Source organism: Pseudonocardia sp. DxW (assembly GCF_058448985.1).
On the sequence record NZ_JBZFLK010000014.1, the window covers coordinates 96811 to 119668 of the forward strand.

22 protein-coding genes are annotated in these 22858 nt (G+C 75.8%); 11 read left to right on the plus strand and 11 right to left on the minus strand.

Annotation, left to right across the window (positions count from 1 at the left end; genetic code table 11):
- Positions 1 to 29: 29 nt before the first annotated feature.
- Positions 30 to 959, plus strand: coding sequence for a type I pantothenate kinase (gene coaA / locus ACVJO7_RS21770; protein ID WP_344018001.1), 930 nt, complete (start codon positions 30 to 32; stop codon positions 957 to 959).
- Here the strand turns inward: coaA and ACVJO7_RS21775 are convergent.
- The gene (locus ACVJO7_RS21775; RefSeq protein WP_491674404.1) at positions 931 to 2016 is read right to left on the minus strand and encodes a M20/M25/M40 family metallo-hydrolase; all 1086 of its coding nucleotides are present in this window, start codon (positions 2014 to 2016) and stop codon (positions 931 to 933) included. The genes coaA and ACVJO7_RS21775 overlap by 29 nt on opposite strands.
- Positions 2017 to 2101: 85 nt before the next feature.
- Between ACVJO7_RS21775 and ACVJO7_RS21780 the strand changes: the two genes are divergently transcribed.
- On the plus strand, positions 2102 to 2572 hold the full coding sequence (locus tag ACVJO7_RS21780) for a MarR family winged helix-turn-helix transcriptional regulator (protein WP_491674405.1): 471 nt from the start codon (positions 2102 to 2104) through the stop codon (positions 2570 to 2572).
- A 31-nt stretch (positions 2573 to 2603) separates the two neighbouring features.
- Here the strand turns inward: ACVJO7_RS21780 and ACVJO7_RS21785 are convergent, their stop codons facing one another.
- On the minus strand, positions 2604 to 3434 hold the full coding sequence (locus tag ACVJO7_RS21785; RefSeq protein ID WP_491674406.1) for a DUF427 domain-containing protein: 831 nt from the start codon (positions 3432 to 3434) through the stop codon (positions 2604 to 2606).
- Between the two features lie 219 nt (positions 3435 to 3653).
- Between ACVJO7_RS21785 and ACVJO7_RS21790 the strand changes: the two genes are divergently transcribed.
- Together ACVJO7_RS21790 and ACVJO7_RS21795 are read left to right on the plus strand one after the other, a co-directional pair.
- On the plus strand, positions 3654 to 4160 hold the full coding sequence (locus tag ACVJO7_RS21790; RefSeq protein ID WP_344017722.1) for a MarR family winged helix-turn-helix transcriptional regulator: 507 nt from the start codon (positions 3654 to 3656) through the stop codon (positions 4158 to 4160).
- 138 nt (positions 4161 to 4298) lie between these two features.
- Positions 4299 to 6326: a serine/threonine-protein kinase gene (locus ACVJO7_RS21795; protein WP_491674407.1), complete on the plus strand. Its 2028-nt coding sequence runs from the start codon at positions 4299 to 4301 to the stop codon at positions 6324 to 6326.
- 65 nt (positions 6327 to 6391) lie between these two features.
- Here the strand turns inward: ACVJO7_RS21795 and ACVJO7_RS21800 are convergent, their stop codons facing one another.
- The 4 genes from ACVJO7_RS21800 to ACVJO7_RS21815 form a co-directional block, all read right to left on the minus strand.
- Positions 6392 to 7015 carry a TetR/AcrR family transcriptional regulator gene (locus ACVJO7_RS21800; protein ID WP_491674408.1) on the minus strand — a complete coding sequence of 208 codons (624 nt, stop codon included), beginning with the start codon at positions 7013 to 7015 and terminating at the stop codon, positions 6392 to 6394.
- A complete protein-coding gene (locus tag ACVJO7_RS21805; RefSeq protein WP_491674409.1) occupies positions 7008 to 8894 on the minus strand; it encodes an MFS transporter in 1887 nt (628 codons plus the stop codon). The genes ACVJO7_RS21800 and ACVJO7_RS21805 overlap by 8 nt, the downstream gene beginning before the upstream one ends.
- Before the next feature lie 77 nt (positions 8895 to 8971).
- Positions 8972 to 10231: a sensor histidine kinase gene (locus tag ACVJO7_RS21810; RefSeq protein WP_491674410.1), complete on the minus strand. Its 1260-nt coding sequence runs from the start codon at positions 10229 to 10231 to the stop codon at positions 8972 to 8974.
- The gene (locus ACVJO7_RS21815; protein WP_491674411.1) at positions 10228 to 10860 is read right to left on the minus strand and encodes a response regulator transcription factor; all 633 of its coding nucleotides are present in this window, start codon (positions 10858 to 10860) and stop codon (positions 10228 to 10230) included. Before ACVJO7_RS21815 ends, ACVJO7_RS21810 begins: the two co-directional genes overlap by 4 nt.
- 134 nt (positions 10861 to 10994) lie before the next feature.
- Here ACVJO7_RS21815 and ACVJO7_RS21820 point away from each other — a divergent pair, with 134 nt between their 5' ends.
- The 3 genes from ACVJO7_RS21820 (at position 10995) to ACVJO7_RS21830 (ending at position 14826) form a co-directional block, all read left to right on the plus strand.
- The gene (locus ACVJO7_RS21820; protein WP_491674412.1) at positions 10995 to 12029 is read left to right on the plus strand and encodes an iron ABC transporter substrate-binding protein; all 1035 of its coding nucleotides are present in this window, start codon (positions 10995 to 10997) and stop codon (positions 12027 to 12029) included.
- A gap of 89 nt (positions 12030 to 12118) precedes the next feature.
- Complete coding sequence (locus ACVJO7_RS21825; RefSeq protein WP_491674413.1) at positions 12119 to 13771, plus strand: ABC transporter permease; 1653 nt, start codon at positions 12119 to 12121, stop codon at positions 13769 to 13771.
- The gene (locus ACVJO7_RS21830) at positions 13768 to 14826 is read left to right on the plus strand and encodes an ABC transporter ATP-binding protein (RefSeq protein WP_491674414.1); all 1059 of its coding nucleotides are present in this window, start codon (positions 13768 to 13770) and stop codon (positions 14824 to 14826) included. Before ACVJO7_RS21825 ends, ACVJO7_RS21830 begins: the two co-directional genes overlap by 4 nt.
- A gap of 64 nt (positions 14827 to 14890) precedes the next feature.
- On the opposite strand, the gene ACVJO7_RS21835 is transcribed toward ACVJO7_RS21830, so the two are convergent.
- Both ACVJO7_RS21835 and ACVJO7_RS21840 read right to left on the minus strand, forming a co-directional pair.
- The gene (locus tag ACVJO7_RS21835) at positions 14891 to 15841 is read right to left on the minus strand and encodes an acyl-CoA desaturase (RefSeq protein ID WP_491674415.1); all 951 of its coding nucleotides are present in this window, start codon (positions 15839 to 15841) and stop codon (positions 14891 to 14893) included.
- Entirely contained in the window at positions 15838 to 16542 is a 705-nt protein-coding gene (locus ACVJO7_RS21840; protein WP_344017712.1) for a GntR family transcriptional regulator, read from the minus strand. The genes ACVJO7_RS21835 and ACVJO7_RS21840 overlap by 4 nt, the downstream gene beginning before the upstream one ends.
- Before the next feature lie 125 nt (positions 16543 to 16667).
- On the opposite strand from ACVJO7_RS21840, the gene ACVJO7_RS21845 reads away from it, so the two are divergent.
- The 3 genes from ACVJO7_RS21845 (at position 16668) to ACVJO7_RS21855 (ending at position 19070) form a co-directional block, all read left to right on the plus strand.
- The gene (locus tag ACVJO7_RS21845; RefSeq protein ID WP_491674416.1) at positions 16668 to 17558 is read left to right on the plus strand and encodes an isocitrate lyase/PEP mutase family protein; all 891 of its coding nucleotides are present in this window, start codon (positions 16668 to 16670) and stop codon (positions 17556 to 17558) included.
- Positions 17559 to 17738: 180 nt separating this feature from the next.
- Positions 17739 to 18044 carry a hypothetical protein gene (locus tag ACVJO7_RS21850; RefSeq protein WP_491674417.1) on the plus strand — a complete coding sequence of 102 codons (306 nt, stop codon included), beginning with the start codon at positions 17739 to 17741 and terminating at the stop codon, positions 18042 to 18044.
- A 531-nt stretch (positions 18045 to 18575) separates the two neighbouring features.
- The gene (locus ACVJO7_RS21855; protein WP_491674418.1) at positions 18576 to 19070 is read left to right on the plus strand and encodes an STAS domain-containing protein; all 495 of its coding nucleotides are present in this window, start codon (positions 18576 to 18578) and stop codon (positions 19068 to 19070) included.
- A 39-nt stretch (positions 19071 to 19109) separates the two neighbouring features.
- Here ACVJO7_RS21855 and alc read toward each other — a convergent pair whose 3' ends face one another.
- The 3 genes from alc to ACVJO7_RS21870 are packed head-to-tail and all read right to left on the minus strand — an operon-like array spanning position 19110 to position 21343.
- Positions 19110 to 20117 (minus strand): allantoicase, encoded by a 1008-nt coding sequence (alc, locus tag ACVJO7_RS21860; RefSeq protein ID WP_491674419.1) that lies wholly within the window; start codon positions 20115 to 20117, stop codon positions 19110 to 19112.
- A complete protein-coding gene (locus ACVJO7_RS21865) occupies positions 20114 to 20947 on the minus strand; it encodes a hydroxypyruvate isomerase family protein (RefSeq protein ID WP_491674420.1) in 834 nt (277 codons plus the stop codon). The genes alc and ACVJO7_RS21865 overlap by 4 nt, the downstream gene beginning before the upstream one ends.
- Positions 20948 to 20950: 3 nt before the next feature.
- Positions 20951 to 21343 carry an allophanate hydrolase-related protein gene (locus ACVJO7_RS21870; RefSeq protein WP_344017705.1) on the minus strand — a complete coding sequence of 131 codons (393 nt, stop codon included), beginning with the start codon at positions 21341 to 21343 and terminating at the stop codon, positions 20951 to 20953.
- 167 nt (positions 21344 to 21510) lie between these two features.
- On the opposite strand from ACVJO7_RS21870, the gene allB reads away from it, so the two are divergent.
- The gene (allB, locus tag ACVJO7_RS21875) at positions 21511 to 22857 is read left to right on the plus strand and encodes an allantoinase AllB (RefSeq protein WP_491674421.1); all 1347 of its coding nucleotides are present in this window, start codon (positions 21511 to 21513) and stop codon (positions 22855 to 22857) included.
- Position 22858: the final 1 nt, after the last annotated feature.

A 22858-nucleotide genomic window follows, 5' to 3' on the forward strand; every position in this document is an offset into this window, starting at 1 on the left:
CGCAGTACCGGGGGCGAAAACCGTCCGGCCTGGCGAAGGGCAGCGCGTCGCCGTTCGTCGACTTCGACCGGCGCTCGTGGTCGCAGCTGGCGTCGTCGACCCGGGTCCCGCTGTCCGCCGAGGAGCTCGACCGGCTGCGCAGCTTCGGCGACTTCGTCGATCTCGACGAGGTCCGCGAGGTCTACCTGCCGCTGTCGCGGCTGCTGAACCTGCACGTCGAGGAGGGCGGCCGGCTCTACCGCGCCTACCGCCGGTTCCTCGGCGCGGCCAGCGCCCGCACGCCGTTCGTGATCGGCATCGCCGGCTCGGTCTCGGTCGGCAAGTCGACCACCGCGCGGCTGCTGCAGCTGCTGCTGGCCCGCTCGCCGGAGCACCCGAACGTCGAGCTGGTCACCACCGACGGCTTCCTGTACCCGAACGCCGAGCTGGAGCGGCGCGGCCTGATGGAGCGCAAGGGCTTCCCGGAGTCCTACGACCGCCGCAAGCTGCTGCGGTTCGTCTCGGAGATCAAGGGCGGCCGGCCCGAGGTGACGGCGCCGGTGTACTCGCACCTGGTCTACGACATCGTGCCGGACGCCCGGCTGGTCGTCCGCAGCCCGGACATCCTGATCATCGAGGGGCTGAACGTGCTGCAGCCCGCGGTGGCCGGTGCGCTGACGGTGTCGGACTTCATCGACTTCTCGGTCTACGTCGACGCCGCCACCGCGGACGTCCGGCGCTGGTACGTGGAGCGGTTCCTGCGGCTGCGGGGGACCGCGTTCCGGGATCCGCAGTCCTACTTCCGGCGCTACGCCGAGCTGGACCACGACGCCGCGGTGGCCCGCGCGGAGACGATCTGGGCGTCGATCAACGCGCCGAACCTGGAGCAGAACATCCTGCCGACCCGGTCGAGGGCCAGCCTGGTGCTGACCAAGGGGCCCGACCACAACGTCACCCGGGTGCGGCTGCGCAAGCTCTGACCAGCGCGTCGGTGCAGGCGGCGATGTTCGCGGCCGAGCAGGTCTCGTCGGTGACGTGCGCCAGCTCCGGGTCGCCGGGCCCGCAGACCAGCACCGCGCAGTCCCGGCCGCCGGTGCCGAGCCGCGACGCCAGCACCGAGGCGTCGGTGAAGTAGGTCGCGAACTCCGCGGCGCCGCCGCTGTGGCCCAGCTCCCGGGCGGCCGGCGCGGCGCGCGGATCGGCCGGGTCGGTGCCGATCGCCGGCAGGTCGATCATCGTGTAGGTCCGGAGGTGCCCGGTGTCCCCGGCGAGCCCGGCGACGACGGCGCGGGCGGCGCCGGCGTCGAACCCGGGGACCAGCCGCAGGTCCAGCTCCAGCTCGGCGTGATCGGGCACCAGGTTCGGCTGGGTGCCCGACCGCAGCACGCCCGGGTTGCAGGTGGCCGGGCCGTGCGTGGGGCTGACCGGCCAGCCGTCGTGGTCGTGCAGCCGGGTCGCGGCGCGGGCCAGCGTGACGAGCGCGTTGCGGCCCAGCTCGGGGCGCGAGCCGTGCGCGGAGACCCCGGCGGCGGTCAGCCGCAGCCACAGCACGCCCTTGTGGCCGTGCAGCACCCGGTTCGACGTCGGTTCGGCGACCAGCAGCAGCGGCGACGGCTCGAGATCGGTGAGGGTGCGCGCGCCGTCGCCACCGGTCTCCTCGCCGAAGGTGAACACCAGCTGCAGCCCGACGTCCGGCCCGCTGCGCAGCGCGGCGACGGTGATCGCGGCGACGCCGCCCTTCATGTCGGTGGACCCGCGCCCGCGCAGCCGCCCGTCGACGACGTCGCCGGCGTGCGGATCGAACGACCAGCCGGCGGGATCGGCCGGGACGGTGTCCAGGTGCCCGGTCAGCGTGGTCGGCGGGCCGGCGCCGCGGCGGGCCACCAGGTTCGCCCGGCCCGGCTCGGGCTCGGTCACCCGCACCGCGAAGCCGCCGTCGGCGAGGAGATCGGCGAGCAGGTCGGCGGCGACCCGCTCACCTCCGCCGCGGGTGTCCAGGGCGACCAGCCGTCCGGCGAGATCGACGGGATCGTGCACGCTCTCTCCTCTCGTTCCGTTCACCGGCTGTGACACGTGGCGAGGCCGGTGCCGTCGCTCCGTGTCCGGCTGGCAGGATGTCCGGATGGGAGCTGACTCCGGCGGCGGGACCGTGACCGGCGGCGTGGAGACCCGGGACGACGAGCTCGCCGCCCGGTTGCGGCTGGTGGTCGGGCGGCTCAACCGGCGGATCAGGATCGACGGCAGCGAGACGCTGCCGCCCCTGCAGCTGTCCACCCTGGTCACCGTCGAGCAGCACGGGCCGCTGCGGCTCTCCGAGCTGGCCCGGCGCGAGGGCGTCACGGCGCCGACCATGTCCCGGGTGCTGTCCGCGCTCGACGAGCAGGGCATGGTGGAGCGGGCCGCCGACCCGGGCGACGCGCGGGGCGTGCTGATCAGCATCGCCGGCACCGGCCGGGCCTGCCTGCAGGAGATCCGCAGCCACCGCACCGCGCTGATCGCGCGGCGGCTGGACCGGCTCGACTCCGCGCAGCGCGCGGCGCTGGTCGCGGCGCTGCCCGCGCTGGAGGCGCTGCTCGTGCCGGACGAGGACTGACCCACCGGGTCCGCCGCCCGGCGGCACCGGATCAGGCCGGCTCGCCGTCGACCGTCACGGTGATCTCCGAGCCGTCGTCCCGGCGGCCGCCGGTGGTGCAGCGCAGTCCGGCGATCCGGGCGGACTCCGGCAGCGGGTCCGGGTAGTGCCAGAACGCGTCCGCCAGCCGAACGCCGGACGGCAGCTCCGCGTGCTCGTAGGCGGCCTCGCCCTTGTACGGGCACCGGGTCCGGGTGTCGGCGGGGGAGAGGTCCACCGTGATGTCCGACGGTGGCAGGTACCAGCGGTTGGGCAGGCCCGTCTCGGAGAGCACCAGCGGGCGGTGCGACTCGGCGAGCACGGTGCGGAGGCCGTCGGCCGCGACGTGCGCGACCACGACGTGCCGCCCGGTCGGCCGGACGTCGACCCGGGTGTAGGGGTCGGTGAGGTGGGCGAAGACCTGCTCGTCCTCGTCGTACCAGGCGTCGGCGGCGCTCCAGTAGAGGGCGGCCAGCCCGCGCAGCCAGTCCGCGGCAGGCACCGGCTCCGGGTAGTGCCAGACGGCGTCGGGGACGGTCCGGTCGCCCACCCGCAGTGAGCGGTAGGCGGCGTCGCCCTTGAACGGGCAGTGCGTCGTGTGCGCGCTCGTCACCAGCGTCGACGCGTCCAGGTCCGCCTCGGGGACGTAGAGCACCGGCAGCAGGTTCGACTCGTGCAGCAGGAACCCGCGCCGGGTGTCGAGCACGGTCCGGCCGGCCAGCTCGGCCCGGACCCGCCGCGGGAACGGGTGCAACAGCAGCTTGTGCGCCGGACCGTCGAGGGCGTAGTTGACCGTCGCCGGCGCGTGCGGCGACAGTGGTCCGTCGGATCGGGTGAGGCCCATCGGCGGTCCTCTCGTCGGGGGTCCCCTCACCGAACCAGAGGTCCGCTGCCGGGGCCACGCGAGAAAACCGAGCAGGTATCGCGATTAGCCCGAACAGGCCAACGCATGCAAGGAACCTTTCGATCCTCTTACATGATTGCGAACCCGAACATTGCGATCCGCAACGTGTGTAGCATTCGAAACATGACGGAACGTCCGATTGGCCCGATTGACGACGACATGACCGTTGGCAGTGTCGCCACGGCCGAGCGCGACGACCTCGACGCCGTCGAGCGCTCCAACCGATCCGAGGACTCGCTGCAGTCGCTGGAGAAGCAGATCACCCTGCTCGTGCGGCGCACCATGGAGTCGGTGTGGGCACACGGTTACGGCTCCAACGAGGCCGTGGACCGCTACACCTACCCGGTCCTGATGCTGCTCGACGACGAGGGCGCGCTCTCCCTCACCGCCCTGACCGGCAAGCTCGGCGTCAGCAAGCCGACCGCCAGCCGCCAGGTCTCCCGGCTCTCCCGGGCCGGCCTGGTCGAGGTCTCCCCGCACGAGCGCGACCCGCGCTCGGTCAGCGTCGAGCTCACCCCGGCCGGGATGGCCGCCCGCGAGCAGGTCCGGGCCGCGCGCCTGGCACCGCTGCGCGACGTGATCGCGCACTGGCCGGACTCCGACCGGGAGTCGCTGGCCGGGCTGCTCGACCGCTTCAACACCGATCTCGACCTGTTCCTGCGCTGATCCGCCCGCCGTTCCCACCGGTCGTACTGCTGCGCGCGGTGCGCGGACCGTCCGCCACCCGTGTGATGCCATAGTGGGGGGTCCGGCCGGTCCGCCGTCCGGAGTCGGCGGAACCGGTGACGAGGGGTAGGTGCGGGCGTGGACGCGCTGGTGGCGCTCGTCGCCGGGGTGCTGAACGGTATCCGGGATCTCGGCATCCCGGACGTCTGTCCCGGCGACTGGGCGTGGTCGGTCACCGCCCTCGGCGTGCTGGCCGGTCTGCTGCCCACCGCGGGGGCCGCGGTCGTCGCGCTGATCCGCCGCCGGATCGGCTCCGGCTCGTCGTCCGGGTACGGCGTCGCCGAGTCGGTGCTGATCGGCGGGATCGGCGTGCTGGCGGCCGGCCTGCTCCCGCTCGCCGTGTTCGTCGGGGCCGGCGGGGTGTTCGCCCGGGCCACCGCGGGTGACCCGGTGGTGCCCGGGCTGTCCGCCTCGGCGACCGACTCGATCCGGGTGACGACCTGCGAGATCGTCGGCACCCAGAGCAGCTACCTGGGCCGGGGCAGCGTCGCCGGTGCGATCGGTGGCGGGGACGTCGTCACCTCGGTGGCGGCCGTCGTGCTGCTCGGGATCGTGCCGCTGCTGGCGGTCATGCTGGTCGCCGTCCAGGCCCGCACCGCGCTGCGCCGCGGGCCGCGCTGGCCCGCCAAGTTCTTCTGGCTGCCGCTGTTCTCGCTGATCGTGCTGACCGCGGCCGTCCCGGCCGGGACCGCCGAGCACCTGTGGGTCGGCATCCTCGGCGGCAGCCTGCTCGGCGTGCTGGTCGTCCCGATGTTCCCGCCCCCGTCCCGGGCCCGGATCGACCGGATCCGGGACGCCCGGGACGCGCCGCCGGAGCCGCGGCCCGTGCCGACCGGCTCGTCGCGGGCCGGGCGGGGCCCCGGATCGTCGGCGGCTCCGCAGGTCAGCGCCACGCCGAGCGTCGCGGAGCGGTTGGCCGAGCGGTTCTCCCGCCGGGAGCCGCAGGCCCCGGCCGAGGTGCCGGCGCGCTCCGGCGCCCCGTCGGTGGAGCAGGCCGCGCCCTACGTCGGCTTCGGGGCGCCGTCCACCGGCGCGCGTCCACCGTCCGGCCGGGTCCCCGGCGCGCTCGCCCCCGGCTCGCCCCCGGCCGGCCGTCCGCCGTCCGCACCGGCGGCGCACCCCCCGTCCGGCCCCGCCGGGCATCCCGCGGCCGGCCCGCTGCGCGGTCCGCGCTCCGGCGGCCCCTACCCGCCGCCGCCCGGCCCGCCCCGCCGGCCGACGCTGGTCGCGCCGGTCCCCGGCGGACCGCCCCGTGCGCCGCGGTTCCGGCTGCTCAAGCGGCTCGGCGCGGGCGGCTTCGGCGGCGTCTGGCTGGCCCACGACGCCAAGCTCGGGCACACCGTGGCCGTCAAGTCGGCGCACGCCGCCGATCCGGAGACCGAGGAACGGATCCGCCGCGAGGCGGCCGCCCTCGGGTCGATGCGCCATCCCTGCTGCGTCGAGATCTACGACCTGCTGCACGCGTCGTCGGATCCCGGCCTGCGCGGGATGGACGGGCTGGTGATCGTGATGCAGTACGTGGACGGGATGTCGCTGGGCCAGCTGGTCGGCGAGCGCGGCACGCTCGACGACATCTCCGCCGCCCGCATCTGGACCGGCATCGCGGGGGCGCTGGACACCGCGCACCGCTCCGGGGTGCTGCACCGCGACATCAAGCCCGGCAACATCGTCGTCGACCCGCAGGGGCACCCGCACCTGATCGACTTCGGGATCGCCCGCAAGCAGGGCGACTCGACGCTGACCCAGACCGGGTACGTGCTCGGCACGCCCGACTACCTCGCCCCGGAGACGGCCGCCGGGAAGCCGGCGTCGCCGTCGTCGGACGGCTGGCAGCTGGCGGCCGCGGTGTCGTTCGCGCTGAGCGGGCAGCCGCCGCGCGGCGAGTCCGGCGACGCCGTCGCCGGACTCCGGGCGGCCGCCGCCGGCGCCAAGCTGACCCACCTGCCCAGCCGCACCGCCCACCTGTCGCTGCTCAAGCAGGCGCTGCGGACCGAGCCGCACCGGCGGCCGGAGCTGAGCACGGTCCGGTCGAAGCTGGACGGGTGGCTGCAGCGGCAGGGGTACCGCTCGGACGGGCCGGTCACCGCGGTGTTCGACCGGCGCTGAGGGCGGTCCCGCTCAGCCGGTGCCGGCCCGCGCCCGGGCCGGCAGGACCGCCGTGGCCGGCCGGATCAGGCCGGTGCCCCGGTCACGGCGCGCAGCCCGGCGTCGAAGTGCGACATGACCTCGTCGACGAGCTCGGGGAGGTCCGGGTCCCGCGGGTCGGCGCCGTGGTCGCCGAGCCAGTGCTGCACGGCCACCCGCAGCCCGGTCACCGCCGCCGCGGCGACCAGCACCGGGTACAGGTCACGGGCCGGATCGGCCCCGGTGCGGGCGACGACGGCCTCGGCCAGCGCCTGCTCCTGGGCCACGTACGCGGCGAGCTGGTGGGCCAGCAGCGTGGGGTGCCCGCGCAGCACCCGCATCCGCAGCACCCGCTGCCGGTGCTCCGGATCGGCGACGACGGCGCGCAGGGCGTGCCGCAGCGACTCGGGGACCGGCTCGTCGGCCGGGCGGGCGGTGAACGCCTCGACCAGCACGTCGGTCGAGGCGGCGTTGCCCGCGACGACCGCCTCCTCCTTCGAGGTGAAGTAGTTGAAGAAGGTGCGCGGGGCGACGTCGGCGGCGTCGGCGATCTGCTCGACCGTGACGTGCTCCAGGCCGCGTTCGCTGCACAGGCGCAGCGCCGCCGACGCGATCGCCGTCCGGGTGGCGGCCTTCTTGCGCTCCCGGCGGCCGGGGACGGCGTCAGCCACGGTCGGCCCCCACGTTCTCCCGGGCCGGCGGATCGATCACGGACACGATCTCCGGCCGTTCCCGGCCGTCGCCGGGCTCGATGTCGACGTCGAGGCGCAGTCCCTCCTGCGGCACCGTCACCCGGTGCGCGGCCGGCCTGCCCTCCCACCGGTAGACGGTGGACACCGTGCCGGTGGCCACGCAGAGCCGGTAGCGGCCGTCGGCGTCGGCGCGGGTGCTGCCGAGCTCGGCGCCGTTCCGGTCGAGCACGGTCAGCACGGCGCCGCCGGCCGGGGCGCCGTCGGCGCGGACCACGCCGTGCAGCACCGGGCCCGGCGCGTCGCCGTGGGTCGGCTCGGCGGGCAGGTCGAGGGTGTCGCGCAGCGGGACCTCGCGCAGGGCGAGGATCGCCAGCAGCGCCAGGAAGGCCAGCGGCGCGGCCACCAGGAAGATCATCGCGGTGGCGTGGCCGTAGGACTCCATCACGATCGCGCGCACCGGCTCCGGCAGCTCGGCCAGGTTCGGGACCTGCCCGCCGCTCACCGGCCCGGCCCCGTCGGCGAGACCGGCGTCGGCCAGGCCGGCGGCGGTCCGGCTGCCGACCACCGACGCCAGCAGCGCGCCCAGCCCGGCGACGCCTGCCGAGCCGCCGAGCGACCGGAAGAAGGTCACCGTGGAGCTGGCCGAGCCCATGTGCCGCAGCGCCACCGTGTTCTGCACCGCGAGGACGAGGTTCTGCTGGGTGGCGCCGACGCCGAGGCCGACCAGCGCCATCGTGAGCGCCACCTGCCAGTACGGCACCGTCGAGGAGATCACCGCGCCGCCGAGCGCCAGGCCCGCCGTCAGCAGCACGCCGCCGCCGACCAGGTAGCGCTTCCAGGCGCCGTAGCGGGTGATCAGCTGCCCGGCGACGGTCGAGGCGAGGAACATGCCGCCGATCATCGGCAGGGTCAGGAACCCGGCCTCGGTGGCGGTCGCGCCGCGCGCCAGCTGGAAGTACTGGGACAGGAAGATCGTGGAGCCGAACATCGCGACGCCGACGAACAGGCTCGCGACGGTCGCCAGGACCACGGTGCGCTCCCGGAACAGGAACGGCGGCACCACCGGCTCCTTCGCCCGCCGCTCGACGACGACGGTCAGCGCCAGCAGCACGATCCCGCCCGCGATCAGCCCGATCGAGATCGGCGAGGTCCAGGCGAACTGCTTGCCGGCCAGCGACATCCACAGCAGCAGCGCGGAGACGCCTGCGGCGATGAGCAGCGCGCCGAGGTAGTCGATGGAGACGTCGTCGCGCTTCTCGGTGGGGACGTTCAGCGTGCGCTGCAGCACGACCATCGCGATCGCGGCGAGCGGGACGCCGACGAAGAAGCACCAGCGCCAGCCCAGCGGCGAGTCGACGATGACCCCGCCCAGCAGCGGGCCGCCGACGACCGCCAGCGACATGATGGCCGAGAGGTAGCCCATGTACCGGCCGCGCTCGCGCGGGGTGATGATCGCCGCGATGACCACCTGGGTCAGCGCCTGCAGGCCGCCCATCCCGAGCCCCTGCAGCACCCGGAAGCCGATCAGCTGGGACGTCGAGACCGCCAGCCCGCACAGCAGCGAGCCGATCAGGAAGATCCCGATCGCCGCCTGGACCAGCAGCTTCTTGGAGTAGAGGTCGGCCAGCTTGCCCCAGATCGGGGTGGACGCCGTCATTGCCAGCAGGGCCGCCGAGACCACCCAGGTGTACTCGGCCTGGGTGCCACCGAGATCGCCGAGGATCCGGGGGAGCGCGTTCGAGACGATCGTGCTGGACAGCACGCCGACGAACAGGGCCATGAGCAGGCCGGTCAGCGGGAGCACCACGGTCCGGCGGTGGGTGGCCGCCTCCTCCGGGGAGCGGGTAGTTGACGTCACACAACGATTCTACGCGAGAATCGTGCAGTGAGTGCAAGTTTGCCGACCGTGCTTCCGCGCACACCGGGCACCGGTGCTCAGGGCGCGGGCAGCTCCACCACGACCGTGCTGCCCGCCCCGGGCGAGCTGCGCACGGTGACCCGGCCGCCCGCGTCCTCGGCCGCCCGGCGGACCAGCGGGAGGCCGACGTGGCCCGGTGCGGGATGCGCGTCGGGATCGAATCCGGTGCCGTCGTCGGACACGGTGAGCCGGGCCCGCCCGCCCGGCCCGCCCGACACGGCCAGCTGCACGGTGATCCGGTCCGCCGCGGCGTGCGTCCGCGCGTTGCGCAGCAGCTCGCCCGCCATCCGGTGCAGCAGCACCGCGGTCCGGTCGCCCAGCCCGTCGGTGGCGCCGGTCTCGACCGCGGCGACCGGCTCACCGGCCGCCGCGAGCGCCCGCAGCGCGGCGGGCAGCCCGGCCGCGTCGATCTCGTCGGGCAGCAGCTCGTCGAGCACCGAGCGGATCCGGGTCATCCCGTCGCCGACGCTCTCCCGCGCCCGGGACAGCAGCTCCGGGCGGGCCGGGGCGAGATCCAGCATCATCCCGGCCGAGGCGAGACCGGGCAGGACGTCGTCGTGCAGCCGGCGGGCCAGGTCGCGGCGGGCCAGCTCGCCCGCGGCCAGCCCGTAGAGCGCCGCGTCCCGGCGCTCGGCCCGCTCCCGGTCCCGGCGGCGGGCCAGCGCGACCGACATCGGCAGCACCGCCAGCGCCACCGCCAGCAGGCCGGCGATCACCGGCGGCACCAGCAGGCCGAGCGCCCGGATGGTGGCCCCGGTGACGTCGACCGGGACGTAGACCTCCAGCCGGGCCGGCCGGCCGGCCGCGTCGGTGAAGCCGAGGAACACCTCGCGCTGGCTCGGGCCCTGCTCGTAGCGGTGCTCGTCGTCGGCCGGGACGGCGAGCACGACGGCCGCGCCGCCGTCCAGCCGGGCGGCGAGATCGGGATCGAACCGCCGGGTCAGGCCCTCGACCTTCGGCTCGTCGGAGAACACCACCCGCGCCGACGGCCCCTCGACCAGCCACACCTTGACCCGGCTTACCATCCCGACGGTGCGGAACGGGGCGACGTCCTCCAGCAGCCGCTTGCGCGCCTCCGGCCCGGCGGCGGCCAGGTCGCGGTCCGCCAGCGGCACGACGACGGCCGCCGCGACCCGGTGCGAGACCTGCTCGGCCCGCCGTTCCGCCTCGTCGTGCGCGAGCCACCACACGCCGGCCACGACCAGCGCGCAGACCAGCAGGATCGCGGCCAGCGTGGCGAGCGCGTGCCGGAGCAGGGTCCGGCGGACGACGGTCACGGCAGCCCGGGCGGCCGGGCCGGGGCCGCCGGTTCGCCCTCCGGGTCGAACGCGACCAGGCCCACCCGCTCGGCCTCCACCACGGCCTCCAGCTGGGACCGGGCGCCGAGCTTGCCGAGCAGGGCGCGGACGTGGTCGCGCACCGTGTGCAGCGAGAGCCCGAGCTGGCCGGCGATCCGGGTGACGTCCCGGCCGTGCGCGAGCCCGGCCAGCACGTCCGCCTCGCGCGGGGTGAGGTGCGGCGCGTCCGCGGCGGGCGCGGCCGGTGCGGCGCCGCCGGCCGCGACCGTGCGCACCGCGGCGAGGATCCCGGCGAGCGGGGTGTCCTTGCCGAGGAACCCGGCGGCCCCGGCGACCTCCGCCTCCCGGGCGGGCGCGGCCCGCGGATGCGCGGTCAGCACCAGTGCCCTGGCACCCGCCTCGTGCACGTCGGGGAGCAGGGTGAGGCCGCCACCGGGCAGCCGGACGTCGAGCAGCACGACGTCGACCGCGCCGCCCGCGAGCAGCGGGCGGGCGTCGGCGACCGAGTGCGCCACACCGGCGACGGACAGGTCGGGCTCGGCGGACAGGCCCAGCGCCAGCAGATCGGTGAACGAACGGTGGTCGTCCACCAGGAGTACCCGCACCATGCCTGAGCACCCCCTCAATTCTCGGGAGACCCGGGGAACCTGGCCAGAGGTTAGCCTGCCCTCGCCCTGAACGGGAGTGATCGGACACTCCCGGCTTTCCGGGCTGGTACGACCGAACTTCGGAGGACCCTCACGTGACCCGATCGACGAGACGCGGCGTGCTTGCCGGCGCGTTCCTCACCGTCTCCCTGCTGGTCGCCGCCTGTGGCGGCGGCACCACCCCCGCCGAGCCGGCACCGGAGGAGGACGGTCCGCGCAGCCTGACGCTCTACTCCGGGCGCGACGAGGAGCTCATCGGACCGCTGATCCAGCAGTTCCAGGAGCAGTCCGGCATCACCGTCGACACCCGGTACGGCTCGACCACCGAGATGGCCGCGCAGCTCGGCGAGGAGGGCGCGAACACCCCGGCGCAGGTCTTCCTCTCCCAGGAGTCCGGCGCGCTCGGTGCGCTCGCCGAGGGCGGCGCGTTCGCCCCGCTGCCCGACGACGTGACCGGTGCCGTCCCGGCCGAGTACACCTCGACCGACGGTTCCTGGGTCGGCCTGACCGGCCGGGCGCGGGTGATCGCGTACAACACCCGGGTCCCCGAGGCCGAGGTCCCGGCCGACGTCAAGGAGCTCACCGGGCCGGAGTGGAGCGGCCGGGTCGGGATCGCGCCGACCAACGCGTCGTTCCAGGCATTCGTCACCGCCATGCGGCTGATCGACGGCGAGGACGCCACCCGTCAGTGGCTGACCGACATCCGGGACAACGACCCGCAGATCTTCCCGCGGAACACTGCCATCCTGGAGGCCGTGGACAGCGGAGCGGTGGACGTGGGCCTGATCAACCACTACTACGTGGCGGCGGCCGAGACCCCGCCGGCGAACACGGCGCTGAAGTTCGGTGCGCCGGGTACCGCGAGCGCACTGGTCAACGTGACCGGCGCCGCGATCCTCGCCGGTGCGGCCGAGTCGACCGAGGCCCAGGAGCTCGTGGCGTTCCTGGTCTCGCAGCCGGCCCAGGAGTACTTCGCGACCGAGACCGGTGAGTACCCGCTGATCGAGGGTGTCGCCGGACCGGCGGACATGCCCGCGCTCGCCGAGCTGGGTGCGCCGGACGTCGACCTGGCCGACCTGAAGGACCTCGACGCGACCACCCAGCTGCTCACCGAGGTCGGTCTGCTCTGACCGTGCTCCACCGCACTGAAGGCATTCACGGCACTGCAGGCAGTGCCGGCACCGCGGGCGCCGGCCGTTCCGGGACTCCGGGACGGCCGGTGCCCCGGCCCGCGGGCCCGCCGGAACCCTCCGTTCCGGCGGGCCCGTCCGCGCGTTCCCGGCCGCCCCGGCTGCTGGTCGCCGCGGCACTGGTGGTGGCGGGACTGGCGGCGTTACCGCTGGTCTGGCTGCTGGTCCGGGTCGCGGAGGCCGACCCGGACCGGGTGCTGGCGCTGCTCGCCCGGTCCCGGACCGTCACCCTCGCGGTCAACTCGGCGCTGCTGGTGGCGCTGGTGTCCGCCGGCTGCCTGGTACTGGGGCTGGTGACGGCGACGCTGCTGGCCCGGGTCCGGCTGCCCCGGCCGGGCCTGTGGTGGGTGCTGGCCGCGCTGCCGCTGGCGGTGCCGTCCTACCTGCTCGCGTTCGCGGTGCTCGCCGTCCGGCCGGAGTCGCGGGGCCTGGTCCCGCTGGTCGCGGTACTGGTGCTGGCCTGCACGCCGTACGTGACGCTGCCCGCGGCGGCCGCGCTGCGCGCCGCCGACACCGGCCCGGAGGACGCCGCCCGCACCCTGGGCCGCGGCCCGGTCGCCGCGTTCTGCCGGGTGACGCTGCCGCAGGCGCTGCCCGCCGCACTCGCCGGGACCCTGCTCGCGGCGCTGTACACGCTGTCCGACTTCGGCGCGCCCGCGCTGCTGCGCTACGAGTCGTTCACCTGGGCGGTGCAGGCCGCCTACGAGGGCACGATCGACCGCACCGGGGCCGCGGTGACGGCGCTGGTGCTGGCCGCGCTGACCCTGCTGCTGGTGGTGGCCGAGCGGACCGCCCGGCGCCGCTGGACCCGGGCCGGTGCGACGACCGCGGTGCACCGGATCCCGCCCGCCCGGCTCGGCCGGGGCGGCACCGCACTGGCCGTCACCGGGCTCGGCACGGTCGCGGCGGTCACCCTGCTCGGGCCACCGGTGGTGCTCGTCGGCCGGATCGTCGCCGCGGGCGGGGTGTCGGTGGACTGGGCCCGGCTGGCGTCGGCGGCCTGGTCGACGCTGCTGCTGGCCGGCGCGGCGGCGTTGCTCGCGGTGCTGATGGCGCTGCCGGTCGGCATGCTGGCCGCCCGGTACCGGGGCCGGCTGGTGGCCGGCGTCGAGTCGACCGCCTATCTCGGCCAGGGGCTGCCCGGCGTGGTGGTCGGGCTGTCGCTGGTGTTCTTCTCGCTGGCCGTGGTGCCCGGGCTCTACCAGACCGCCGCGGTGCTGGTGTTCGGCTACGCGGTGCTCTACCTGCCGAAGGCGGTGGGGGCGACCCGGGCGTCCGTCGAACGGGTCCCGGTGGAGGCCGAGGAGGTGGCCAGGACGCTCGGCCGGTCCGGGCCGGCGACCTGGTGGGCGGTGACGGCCCGGCAGGCCTGGCCCGGGGTGGCGGCCGGCGGTCTGCTGGTGATGGTGACCGCCATGAAGGAGCTCCCGGCGACGCTGATGCTGCGCCCGACCGGGACGGACACGCTCGCCACCCAGCTGTGGGCGCAGACGTCGCTGGGCGCCTACGGCGCCGCGGCCCCGGCCGCGCTGGCCCTGTTGCTGCTGGCCTGCGTGCCGGCGGCGCTGCTGGTGCGGGCGGGCACGGAGCGGCCGGACCGGCCCGGCGGGCCCGGGCGCCGGCGCCCGGCGGACGGCGACGCCGGCGCCGACCGGGGACCGGGGACGACGGGGGACCGATGACTCTGACGGTGCGCGGGATCGTCGCGGGCTACGGGGGTGATCCCGTGCTGCACGGCGTCGACCTCGACGTGCGGGCCGGCGAGCTGGTGTCGGTGCTGGGGGCCAGCGGCAGCGGGAAGACGACCCTGCTACGGGTGGCCGCCGGTCTGCACCGGCCGGACGCCGGACGGGTGCTGGTCGGCGGCGCGGACGTCACCGACGTGTCGCCGGAGCGCCGCCGGGTCGGGCTGGTGCCGCAGGAGGGCGCGCTGTTCGCGCACCTCGACGTGCGGGGCAACGTCGGGTTCGGGCTGGTGCCCACCGGGCTGGCCCGGCTGCGTCCGGACCGGGCCGCCCGCGCCGCCGCCCGGGACCGGGTCGCCGAGCTGCTGGACCTGGTGGGGCTCGCCGGCAAGGCGGACCGGATGCCGCACCAGCTCTCCGGCGGCGAGCGCCGCCGGGTCGCGCTGGCCCGCGCGCTGGCGCCGCGGCCGGAGGTGGTGCTGCTCGACGAGCCGTTCTCGGCGCTGGACGCCGGCCTGCGCGAGCAGGTGCGCGGGGACGCCGTCGCCGCGCTGCGGATCGCCGGCTCCACCGCCGTCCTGATCACCCACGACCGGCGGGAGGCGCTGTCGGTGAGTGACCGGGTCGCCGTCCTGCACGACGGGCGGCTCGAGCAGACCGCCGCGCCGCGCGAGCTCTACGCGACCCCGGCGACCGCCCGGGTCGCGGGCTTCGTCGGCGACGCGGCGCTGCTGCCCGGGACCGCCACCGGCGACCGGGTCAGCACCGCGCTCGGATCGGCGCCGCTGCGGCCCGGCTGCCCGGCCGGCGAGGTGCTCGCCGTGCTGCGGCCGGAGCAGCTGCGGCTCACCGCCCAGACCGGCCCCGGCAAGGCGGGTGCGCTCGCCGCGGTGGAGCAGGTCGAGTTCCTCGGCGAGGCGCTGCTGGTGACGGCGCGTCCGGAGGGCGGTCCGGCGGTCCGGGTGCGGGCCGCGGCGGGGGAGGGCTGGCGGGCCGGGGACGTCTGCCGGGTGCACACCGACGGGCCGGTGCACGTGGTGCCGGTCCGCTGATCTCCGGCGCGCTGACCTCGGGCGCGCCGATCCGGTGCCCCGGTGGCCGGTGCACCGGTCCGGTTCATGCCGCGGGCGCCTGCTCCGGGCGGTCGGCGGCCAGCCTCGCCAGTCGCTTCTCGGTCGGCCAGCGCACGTCGTGCGCCCAGCCGAGCAGCTCGAAGAGCCGGATGACGCCCGCCGAGATGTCGATCTCCCACCGGCCGACGCCGTGCCGGGCCGAGGTCGGGTCGGCGTGGTGCAGGTTGTGCCAGGACTCGCCCATGCTCGGGATCGCCAGGAACCAGACGTTGGTGGACCGGTCCCGGGCCCGCCACGGCCGCTCGCCGACCAGGTGGCAGATCGAGTTCGTCGACCACGCCACGTGGTGCGACACGGCGATCCGGACCAGCCCGGCCCAGAAGAACGCGGTGAGCGCGCCCCACCAGCTTGCCGTCACGATCCCGCCGATCAGCGCGGGTACCAGCAGCGACGCGACGGTCAGCGCGGAGAAGGCGCGGTGCACCCGGTCGATGTCGGGGTCGTCGAGCAGATCTGGAGTGAACCGGCGCTGATCGGTGAGCGAGCGATCGAAGATCCAGCCCATGTGGGCGTGCCAGAACCCGCGGACGAGCGCCGCCGGTGAGGTGCCGTAACGCCACGGCGAGTGCGGGTCGCCCTCGGCGTCGGCGTGCGCGTGGTGCCTGCGGTGGTCGGCGACCCAGTGCCGCACCGGGCCCTGCACGGCCAGGCTGCCGGCCACCGCCAGCGCGATCCGCAGCGCCCGGTTCGCCTTGAACGAGCCGTGCGTGAAGTACCGGTGGAACCCGACGGTCACGCCGAGCATCGACACCACGTACATCCCGATCGCGAGACCGGCGTCCAGCCAGGTGAGGCCCCAGCCCCAGGACAGCGGTACGGCGGCGACGAGCGCGATCGCCGGGACGATCGCGAAGGCGTAGACGAACAGGTGCGGGACGGGATGGCGGAGCCGGTCGGAGAGATCTCGGGGAGCCGCTGGCCGGGTTTCGGTCACGAACGGTCATCGTTCCGGTTCACACCACTCGGGGCAGTGGGGAGAACCCCCCGAGCCGCGGTCATCACGGCGCGGGCGTTCGCGAGATGGCACACCATCACCGCGGCCGCCCAGCCGCCGTCACCGGCCCGCAGCGCGGCGACGATCTCCACGTGGTGGGCGAGGCTGCGGGCCAGCGACGCGTCGTCGTAGCTGTGGAAGGTCCGCAGCACGACCGGTGCGTGCACGACGCCGGCCAGCGCGGCGGTGAGCGTGGGTGCGCCGGCGATCTCCAGCAGCCGGGCGTGGAAGAGCCGGTTGCGCTCCACCAGCCGGTCGAGGTCCCGGCCCGGGCCGGGGGACCCGATCGCGAGCATGTCCCGGGCGAGCGCGTCGAGCTCGTCGAGATCGGCGGCGCTCGCCCGGGCCGCGGCCCGCTCGGTGGCGCGCGGCTCCAGGGCGCGGCGGACGTCGAACACGTCCTCCAGGTCGGCCTCGGTGAACCGGGTGACCCGGGCGCCGCGGTGTGCGTGCAGCTCGACCAGGCCCTCGGCGGCCAGCCGGGACAGCGCCTCGCGCACCGGGGTGCGGGACAGCCCGAGCCGCTCGGCGAGCTCGACCTCGCCGAGATGCGCCCCACCCGGCAGGTCGCCGGACAGGATCGCCTCGCGCAGCGTCGCCTGGGCCCGCTCGGACGCCCGGCGGGGTGCGCCCTCGGTCATCGTGCACCTCCCGTTGTATGCAACCGCGGAGTGTGTCAGGTCACCGACGCGGGACCAAGGGGTGTTCACGCCCGCCTTCCCCAGGCAGGCTGGGGGCGGTTGTACACAACGAGGGAAGGATTGCCGTGGGGGATCTGCTCAGCAAGCCCGGCGACCGGCGGGCCCGCCTGCGCGCCCTGCTCGACTCCGGCGAGCCGGTGCTCGCCCCCGGTGCCTACGACGCGCTGTCCGGCCGGCTGGTCGAGCAGGCCGGGTTCGACGCGGCGTACATGACCGGCTTCGGCTCGACCGCCGGCCTGCTCGGCCGCCCCGACGTCGGCCTGCTCGGCGGGGCCGAGATGGCCGCGCACGCCGCCCGGCTGGCCGACGCCGTCGACCTGCCGTTGATCGCGGACGCCGACACCGGCTACGGCAACCCGGTCAACGTGATCCGCACCGTGCGCGACTACGAGCGGGCCGGGGTCGCCGCGCTGCACCTGGAGGACCAGGTGATGCCCAAGCGGTGCGGGCACATGGCGGGCAAGCAGGTCGTCCCGGCCGGCGAGATGGCGGCGAAGATCAGGGCCGCGGTCGACGCCCGCAGCGACCCGGACCTGCTGGTCATCGCCCGCACCGACGCCGCGGCGGTGGACGGCCTGGACGCCGCGATCGACCGGGCGAGGCGCTTCGCCGACGCCGGCGCCGATCTCCTCTTCGTCGAGGCGCCCACCTCGGAGGCGCACATCGAGCAGGTCGCCACCGCGCTGCAGGGGCACAAGCTGGTGTTCAACTGGGCGGAGGGCGGACGCACCCCGCCGCTGTCCCGGGACCGGCTCGCCGAGCTCGGCTTCGCGCTGGTGCTGTTCCCGATCGGCACCCTGCTGGCGGCCACCGCGGCGATGGGCGAGTTCCTGCGGGTACTGCGCACCGACGGCACGCCCGCCGCGATGCTCGACCGGCTCGGCGGCGTCGACCCGTTCGCCGAGCTCGTCGGGCTCGGCGAGATCCGGGAGCTGGAGCAGCGCTACCGGGACTGAACGGCAGCCACCACGAGTGGCGGCCGTGTGTCCTGACCCGCACTCGATCGTGCGTGTCCCGCTGACCTGCGGCCGTCACCCGAGGCGGCCGGGCGGCGGTGTTCCCAGGCGGTGAATCGTGCAACCCGAGCCCAGCTCCCCGGCCGGTGTCCGGCGGCGGACCGCGTGCGGGCGTCCGGCGTGACCCGGCCCGTTCCGCGGCCCGGCCGTCCGGACCGGCCGGTCCCCGCCGCACCCCCGGTACGTCCCGCCCGGCCCGGGCTGGTCGCCGTGCCGACCGTCCCCGAGCCCGTCGCCCGCCCGGCGGCCGAGCGGCCGGAGGCGGAGCGCCTGCGGCAGAACCTCGCCCGGGTGCTGGCCGGACTGCGCTGGCCCGCGTTCCGCTGGCAGGTGCTGGCCGAGGCGGAGGCGTGGGGGGTGAGCGGGGTGACCCGCGGGCAGCTGCAGCCGCTGCCCGACGGCCGCTATCCGTCGCTCGACGGATAGCGGCTATCCGTCGCTCGACGCGGTCCTGGAGATGCTCGCCGCGGTCGCCCGGGGCGGGCTCCGCAGCGCTCCCGGGCCGTCCGCGCCGCCGCCCGCCGGCCGGCCCGCCGTGCGGCCGGGGTTCCGCCCGCACCTCGCGCACCCGCTGCAGCGGGCTTCGGGCCGGTCGCCGTCGGGCTGACCGGTGCGGCTCGCCCGCGCAGGATCGGCGGCCCGGCCTGATGGCCGGGGCCGGCGGTCCCGAACGCGCCGGCCCCGGCCATGGGGCGCCACCCGCCCGCTCCCCAGCGACGGGTGGTGGTCCTGCGGGGTGCCGATCCCGAGGTCGGCCGACAAGGGTGACTCGGCGCCCGGTCGGTCAGCAGGGCCGAAGGTCCCTTCCGGACCGGGACGTCCGTGTCCAGGCCGACAGTCGGTGATGTATATCACGCGACCGGACGATCCGGCCAGTGAATCGCCGGGGACCGGTTCCGGCGGATCGATCCAGCCTCGAGCGCCGGTGTGACCGGCGGCCGACCGGGAACGCTCCCGATGAGCGGCCCGCGCGGGCCGCGTGACGAGGAGGAGGGCGACGTGCGCGACGACCAGGTGACCGGGCTCGCTGTGGAGACCGCCGCGCCGGGGGTGCGGCTGGTCCGGGTGACCGGCAGGCTGGACCGCCGGGGTGTCGAGGCGATCGGCAGGCTGGTCGACGCCCAGCGCGCCTGCGGCACCGCTCCGGCGCACGTCGTGCTCGACCTGGGTGGGGTCGGCGAGTTCGACGGCGCCGCGACCGAGACGCTCGGGGAGGTGGCCGCGCGCTCCCGCGACGGTGGCGTGCGGGTGCACCTCGCCGGCTGTGGCGGGCGGGCCGAGCTGCTGCCGCTGCGCGCCCACGAGGTGCTGCTGCGGTGCAGCGCCTACCCGTCCGCGGAGGCCGCGGTCCGCGACCTCACCGGCCGGGCCGCCGTCCCGCGGCCGCGGGCGGCCGCGCGGGGCGGGTTCGCCGGGGCCGCGCCCGCGGGGTCACGGCCGGGGTCGTGCTGACCGGGTGACGGCCGGGGTCGTGCTGCCCGCGCCGCCTGCTCAGGCGTCCGGGTCGGTCCGCGCCCAGGCGTCCGCCGCGGCGGCCAGCGCCGCGTCGTCGAGCTCCCCGGGCAGCCGCAGGCGGGACAGGCCGCCGTCCGGGAAGACGTCCAGCCGCAGGTGCGTCGCCGCCCCGGCGCCGGGCAGCGGGAACCGGTGCCGGGTGTCGGGCTGCACCCGCTCCCGGTCCAGCAGCGTCGTCCATCCGCCGCCCGCCCGCTCGTCCCGGATAGCGACCGAGACCCGGCCCGGCGCGTTCCCGACGAACCAGGTGGTGTCGATCTCGGCGTACCGCGGCACCCCGGCGGCGCCCAGCGCGAACTCCACCCAGTCGTTGCCGCCGCCGCGGCGGCGGGCGTTCTCCCAGCCCTCGCCCATGTGCCGGGCCGATCCGGGCAGCAGCAGGTTGCCGGGGGAGGAGTAGAACGCGTCCGAGCAGCCGGTGACCCGGCCGCCGTTCTCGGCGGCGACCAGGTCGACGGTGCCCGCCAGGAACCGCGGATCGGGCAGCGCCCGGCCGCGGGCCCGGAACCGGGCGATCCCGCCGTCCGGGTGCATGATCAGCCGCAGGTGCGTGAAGCGGTGCGGGTCGTGCACCGGGTAGGTGTTCGCGGTGTCGCCGGCGCAGGCCGAGCGCGGCACGATCTCGTGCCAGCGGGCCGCGGCCAGCTCGTCGGGGGAGGGATGGCCCGCGACGGCGGCGGCCTCGACGGCGATCTCCGGCGGGTAGTTCCCGGTGAAGAACGCGGTGTCGACGACGACGTGATCGAGCACCCCGGGGACGCCGAGCCGGACGATCGCCCAGTCGTGCCCGGGCTCGCGCCGCCGCCGGGTCTCCCAGCCGTCGTAGACCTTGCCCTTGAGGCCGAACTCGTCCGGGTCGAACCGGGGCGGCGCGACGGTGACCAGGTTCTCGCGGTGGGCGAAGAACTCGTCGTTGGCGGCGACGACGGAGCCGCCGAGCGCGCGGGAGGCGAGATCGACCAGGGACGGGTCGGGAGATGTCACGGACGGTCCTCACGGTGGCTCGGGCGGGGCGCGGGCAGGGTCAGCCAGCCGAACGGGTCGGCGGTCACCGGCCGGTACTCCAGGCTGATCCGGCCGCGGTAGCCGGCGGCGGCGACCCGGTCGATCAGCGCCGCGATCGGCAGGTTCCCGGTGCCCGGCTCGCCGCGGCCGGGTGCGTCGGCGATCTGGACGTGCCCGATCCGGCCGGCGTACCGGTCGATCGCGGCGGCCGGGTCGTCACCGTTGACGGCGAGATGGAAGACGTCGAGCAGCAGCCGCACGTCGCCGGAGCCGGTCCGGTCGAGCACGGCGACGGCGTCGGCGGCGGTCCGCAGCGGGTAGCGGTCGATGCCGCTGATCGGCTCCAGCAGCGCGACCGCGCCGATCCGGGCCGCGGCCCGGCCGGCCAGTGCCAGGTTCTCCGCGGCGGTCTCGTCCTGCGCGGCCGGGTCGGCGCCGTCGAGCCGGTTGCCGTACAGCGCGTTGAACCCGGTGCTGCCGAGCTGCGCCCCGATGCCGACCGCGACGTCGAGGTTGTCGGCGAACTCGGCGCGCCGGGCCGGGTCGGACAGGATGCCGCGCTCACCGGCGGCCATGTCCCCGGCGGCGAGGTTCAGTCCGGAAAGGACGACGCCGGCGTCGGACACCGCGGTGACGAACGTGTCGATCTCGGCGTCGCGGGGCACCGGGTCGTCGAACGGCCACCAGAACTCGACCGCGTCGAACCCGGCGGCGGCCGCGGCGGCGGGCCGCGCGGTGATCGGCAGGTCCGGGAACAGGATCGAGCAGTTGGCGGTGAGCGGCAGCGGCAGGGTGACCGGGGCGGGCACGGCTCAGCCCGGTTCGGGCAGGCCGCGGTAGGCCCGCCAGCCGCCGTGCCCGGTGATGTCGGTCAGCTCGCCGGCCTGGCGTTCCAGGACGCCCGGCCGCAGCCCGACGGCGAGTACGTCCCGGCCGTCGTCGAGCTCGATCACGGTGAGCTCCAGCTCGGGCGGCTCGTCCGGCAGGAAGTCGGTGCGGATCGCCGACAGCGGGACATCGTAGATCTCGCCGGCCAGCGGCACGCCGCCGGACGGGTCCTCGACCAGCGCCGGGAACTCGTCGCGCACCGAGTACATCCGGTAGTGCGGCGCGGTGCGGACGGCCCCGCGGAACGGGTGGGCGGAGACGTTGTGGTGCAGGCGCCCGCCGCGCATCGCGTCGCCGGAACAGAACAGAGCGGTCACGGTGGCCTCCAGCCGTTCCACAATCCGGAAAGCGGGTTCCGGCGGAAGAACGTGATCCGAACACGACGCCCGGGGGCTGTCAAGGCTGCACTAGCCTGCGGGGTCCGGCGAGCACGACGCGGTGCGGCCCCGCCGGGGGTGGCGCCGGTGGACGTGCGGGAGGACCGATGACGAGCTACGACCTGGTGGTCCGCGGCCGGCGGATCATGACGACCGCGGGGGAGCGCCCGGGGGAGGTCGGCGTCGCGGACGGCCGGATCGCCGCCGTCGAGCCGGCCGGTGCCGCGCTCGCCGGGACCCGGGTGATCGAGCTCGCCGACGACGAGGTGCTGCTGCCCGGGCTGGTCGACACGCACGTGCACGTCAACGAACCCGGCCGCACCGAGTGGGAGGGGTTCGCCTCGGCCACCCGCGCGGCCGCCGCGGGCGGTGTCACCACGCTGGTCGACATGCCGCTCAACTCGGTGCCGCCGACCGTCGACGTCGCGGCGCTGGAGGTCAAGCGCGGGGTGGCCGGCCCGCAGGCGTTCGTCGACGTCGGGTTCTGGGGCGGCGCCGTCCCCGGCAACCTCGGTGACCTGCGCGGGCTGCACGACGAGGGCGTCTTCGGCGTGAAGTGCTTCCTGCTGCACTCCGGGGTGGACGAGTTCCCGCCGCTGGACGTCGACGGGATGGAGCGCTACCTGGCCGAGCTGGCCGGCTTCGACGGGCTGCTGATCGTGCACGCCGAGGACGCGCGGGCGGTCGACGAGGCGCCCGCCGCGCACGGCCCGCGGTACGCCGCGTTCCTCGCGTCCCGCCCCCGCGGCGCGGAGAACCTGGCGATCGCCCAGGTGATCGAGCGTGCCCGGTGGACCGGCGCGCGGGCGCACGTGCTGCACGTGTCGTCGTCGGACGCGCTGCCGATGCTCGCCGGCGCGCGCCGGGACGGCGTCCGGATCACCGCCGAGACCTGCCCGCACTACCTGACGCTGTTCGCCGAGGAGATCCAGGACGGCGCGACCACCCACAAGTGCTGCCCGCCGATCCGGGAGGCGGCGAACCGGGAGCTGCTGTGGGCGGGCCTGCTGGACGGCACGATCGACTGCATCGTCTCCGACCACTCACCGTCCACGATCGACCTGAAGCATCTCGACACCGGCGACTTCGGGCTCGCCTGGGGCGGGGTGTCGTCGCTGCAGCTCGGGCTCCCTCTGGTGTGGACCGAGGCCCGCCGGCGCGGGATCGGGCTGGACCGGGTCGTGCGGTGGATGGCCGCGGCGCCCGCCGAGCTGGTCGGCCTGACCGGCAAGGGCCGGATCGCCCCCGGGTACGACGCCGATCTGGTCGTCTTCGCCCCGGACGCCGCGTTCGTCGTCGATCCGCACCGGCTGCACCACCGCAACCCGGTCAGCGCCTACGCGGGGCGTCCGCTGGCCGGTGTCGTCCGCCGCACCGTGCTGGCCGGGCACGACGTCGACCCGACGGGCACCCCGCGCGGCCGGTTGCTGCGCCGCGGATCGCGGAGCGGCTAGG

What these genes read in the sequence shown, in the direction of transcription:
- ACVJO7_RS21780 (WP_491674405.1), top strand. Translation starts at nt 2,102, where the DNA reads ATGGGAGCTGACTCCGGCGGCGGGACCGTGACCGGCGGCGTGGAGACC.
- ACVJO7_RS21785 (WP_491674406.1), bottom strand. Translation starts at nt 3,434, where the DNA reads ATGGGCCTCACCCGATCCGACGGACCACTGTCGCCGCACGCGCCGGCG.
- ACVJO7_RS21790 (WP_344017722.1), top strand. Translation starts at nt 3,654, where the DNA reads ATGACCGTTGGCAGTGTCGCCACGGCCGAGCGCGACGACCTCGACGCC.
- ACVJO7_RS21815 (WP_491674411.1), bottom strand. Translation starts at nt 10,860, where the DNA reads ATGGTGCGGGTACTCCTGGTGGACGACCACCGTTCGTTCACCGATCTG.
- ACVJO7_RS21830 (WP_491674414.1), top strand. Translation starts at nt 13,768, where the DNA reads ATGACTCTGACGGTGCGCGGGATCGTCGCGGGCTACGGGGGTGATCCC.
- ACVJO7_RS21840 (WP_344017712.1), bottom strand. Translation starts at nt 16,542, where the DNA reads ATGACCGAGGGCGCACCCCGCCGGGCGTCCGAGCGGGCCCAGGCGACG.
- ACVJO7_RS21855 (WP_491674418.1), top strand. Translation starts at nt 18,576, where the DNA reads ATGAGCGGCCCGCGCGGGCCGCGTGACGAGGAGGAGGGCGACGTGCGC.
- allB (WP_491674421.1), top strand. Translation starts at nt 21,511, where the DNA reads ATGACGAGCTACGACCTGGTGGTCCGCGGCCGGCGGATCATGACGACC.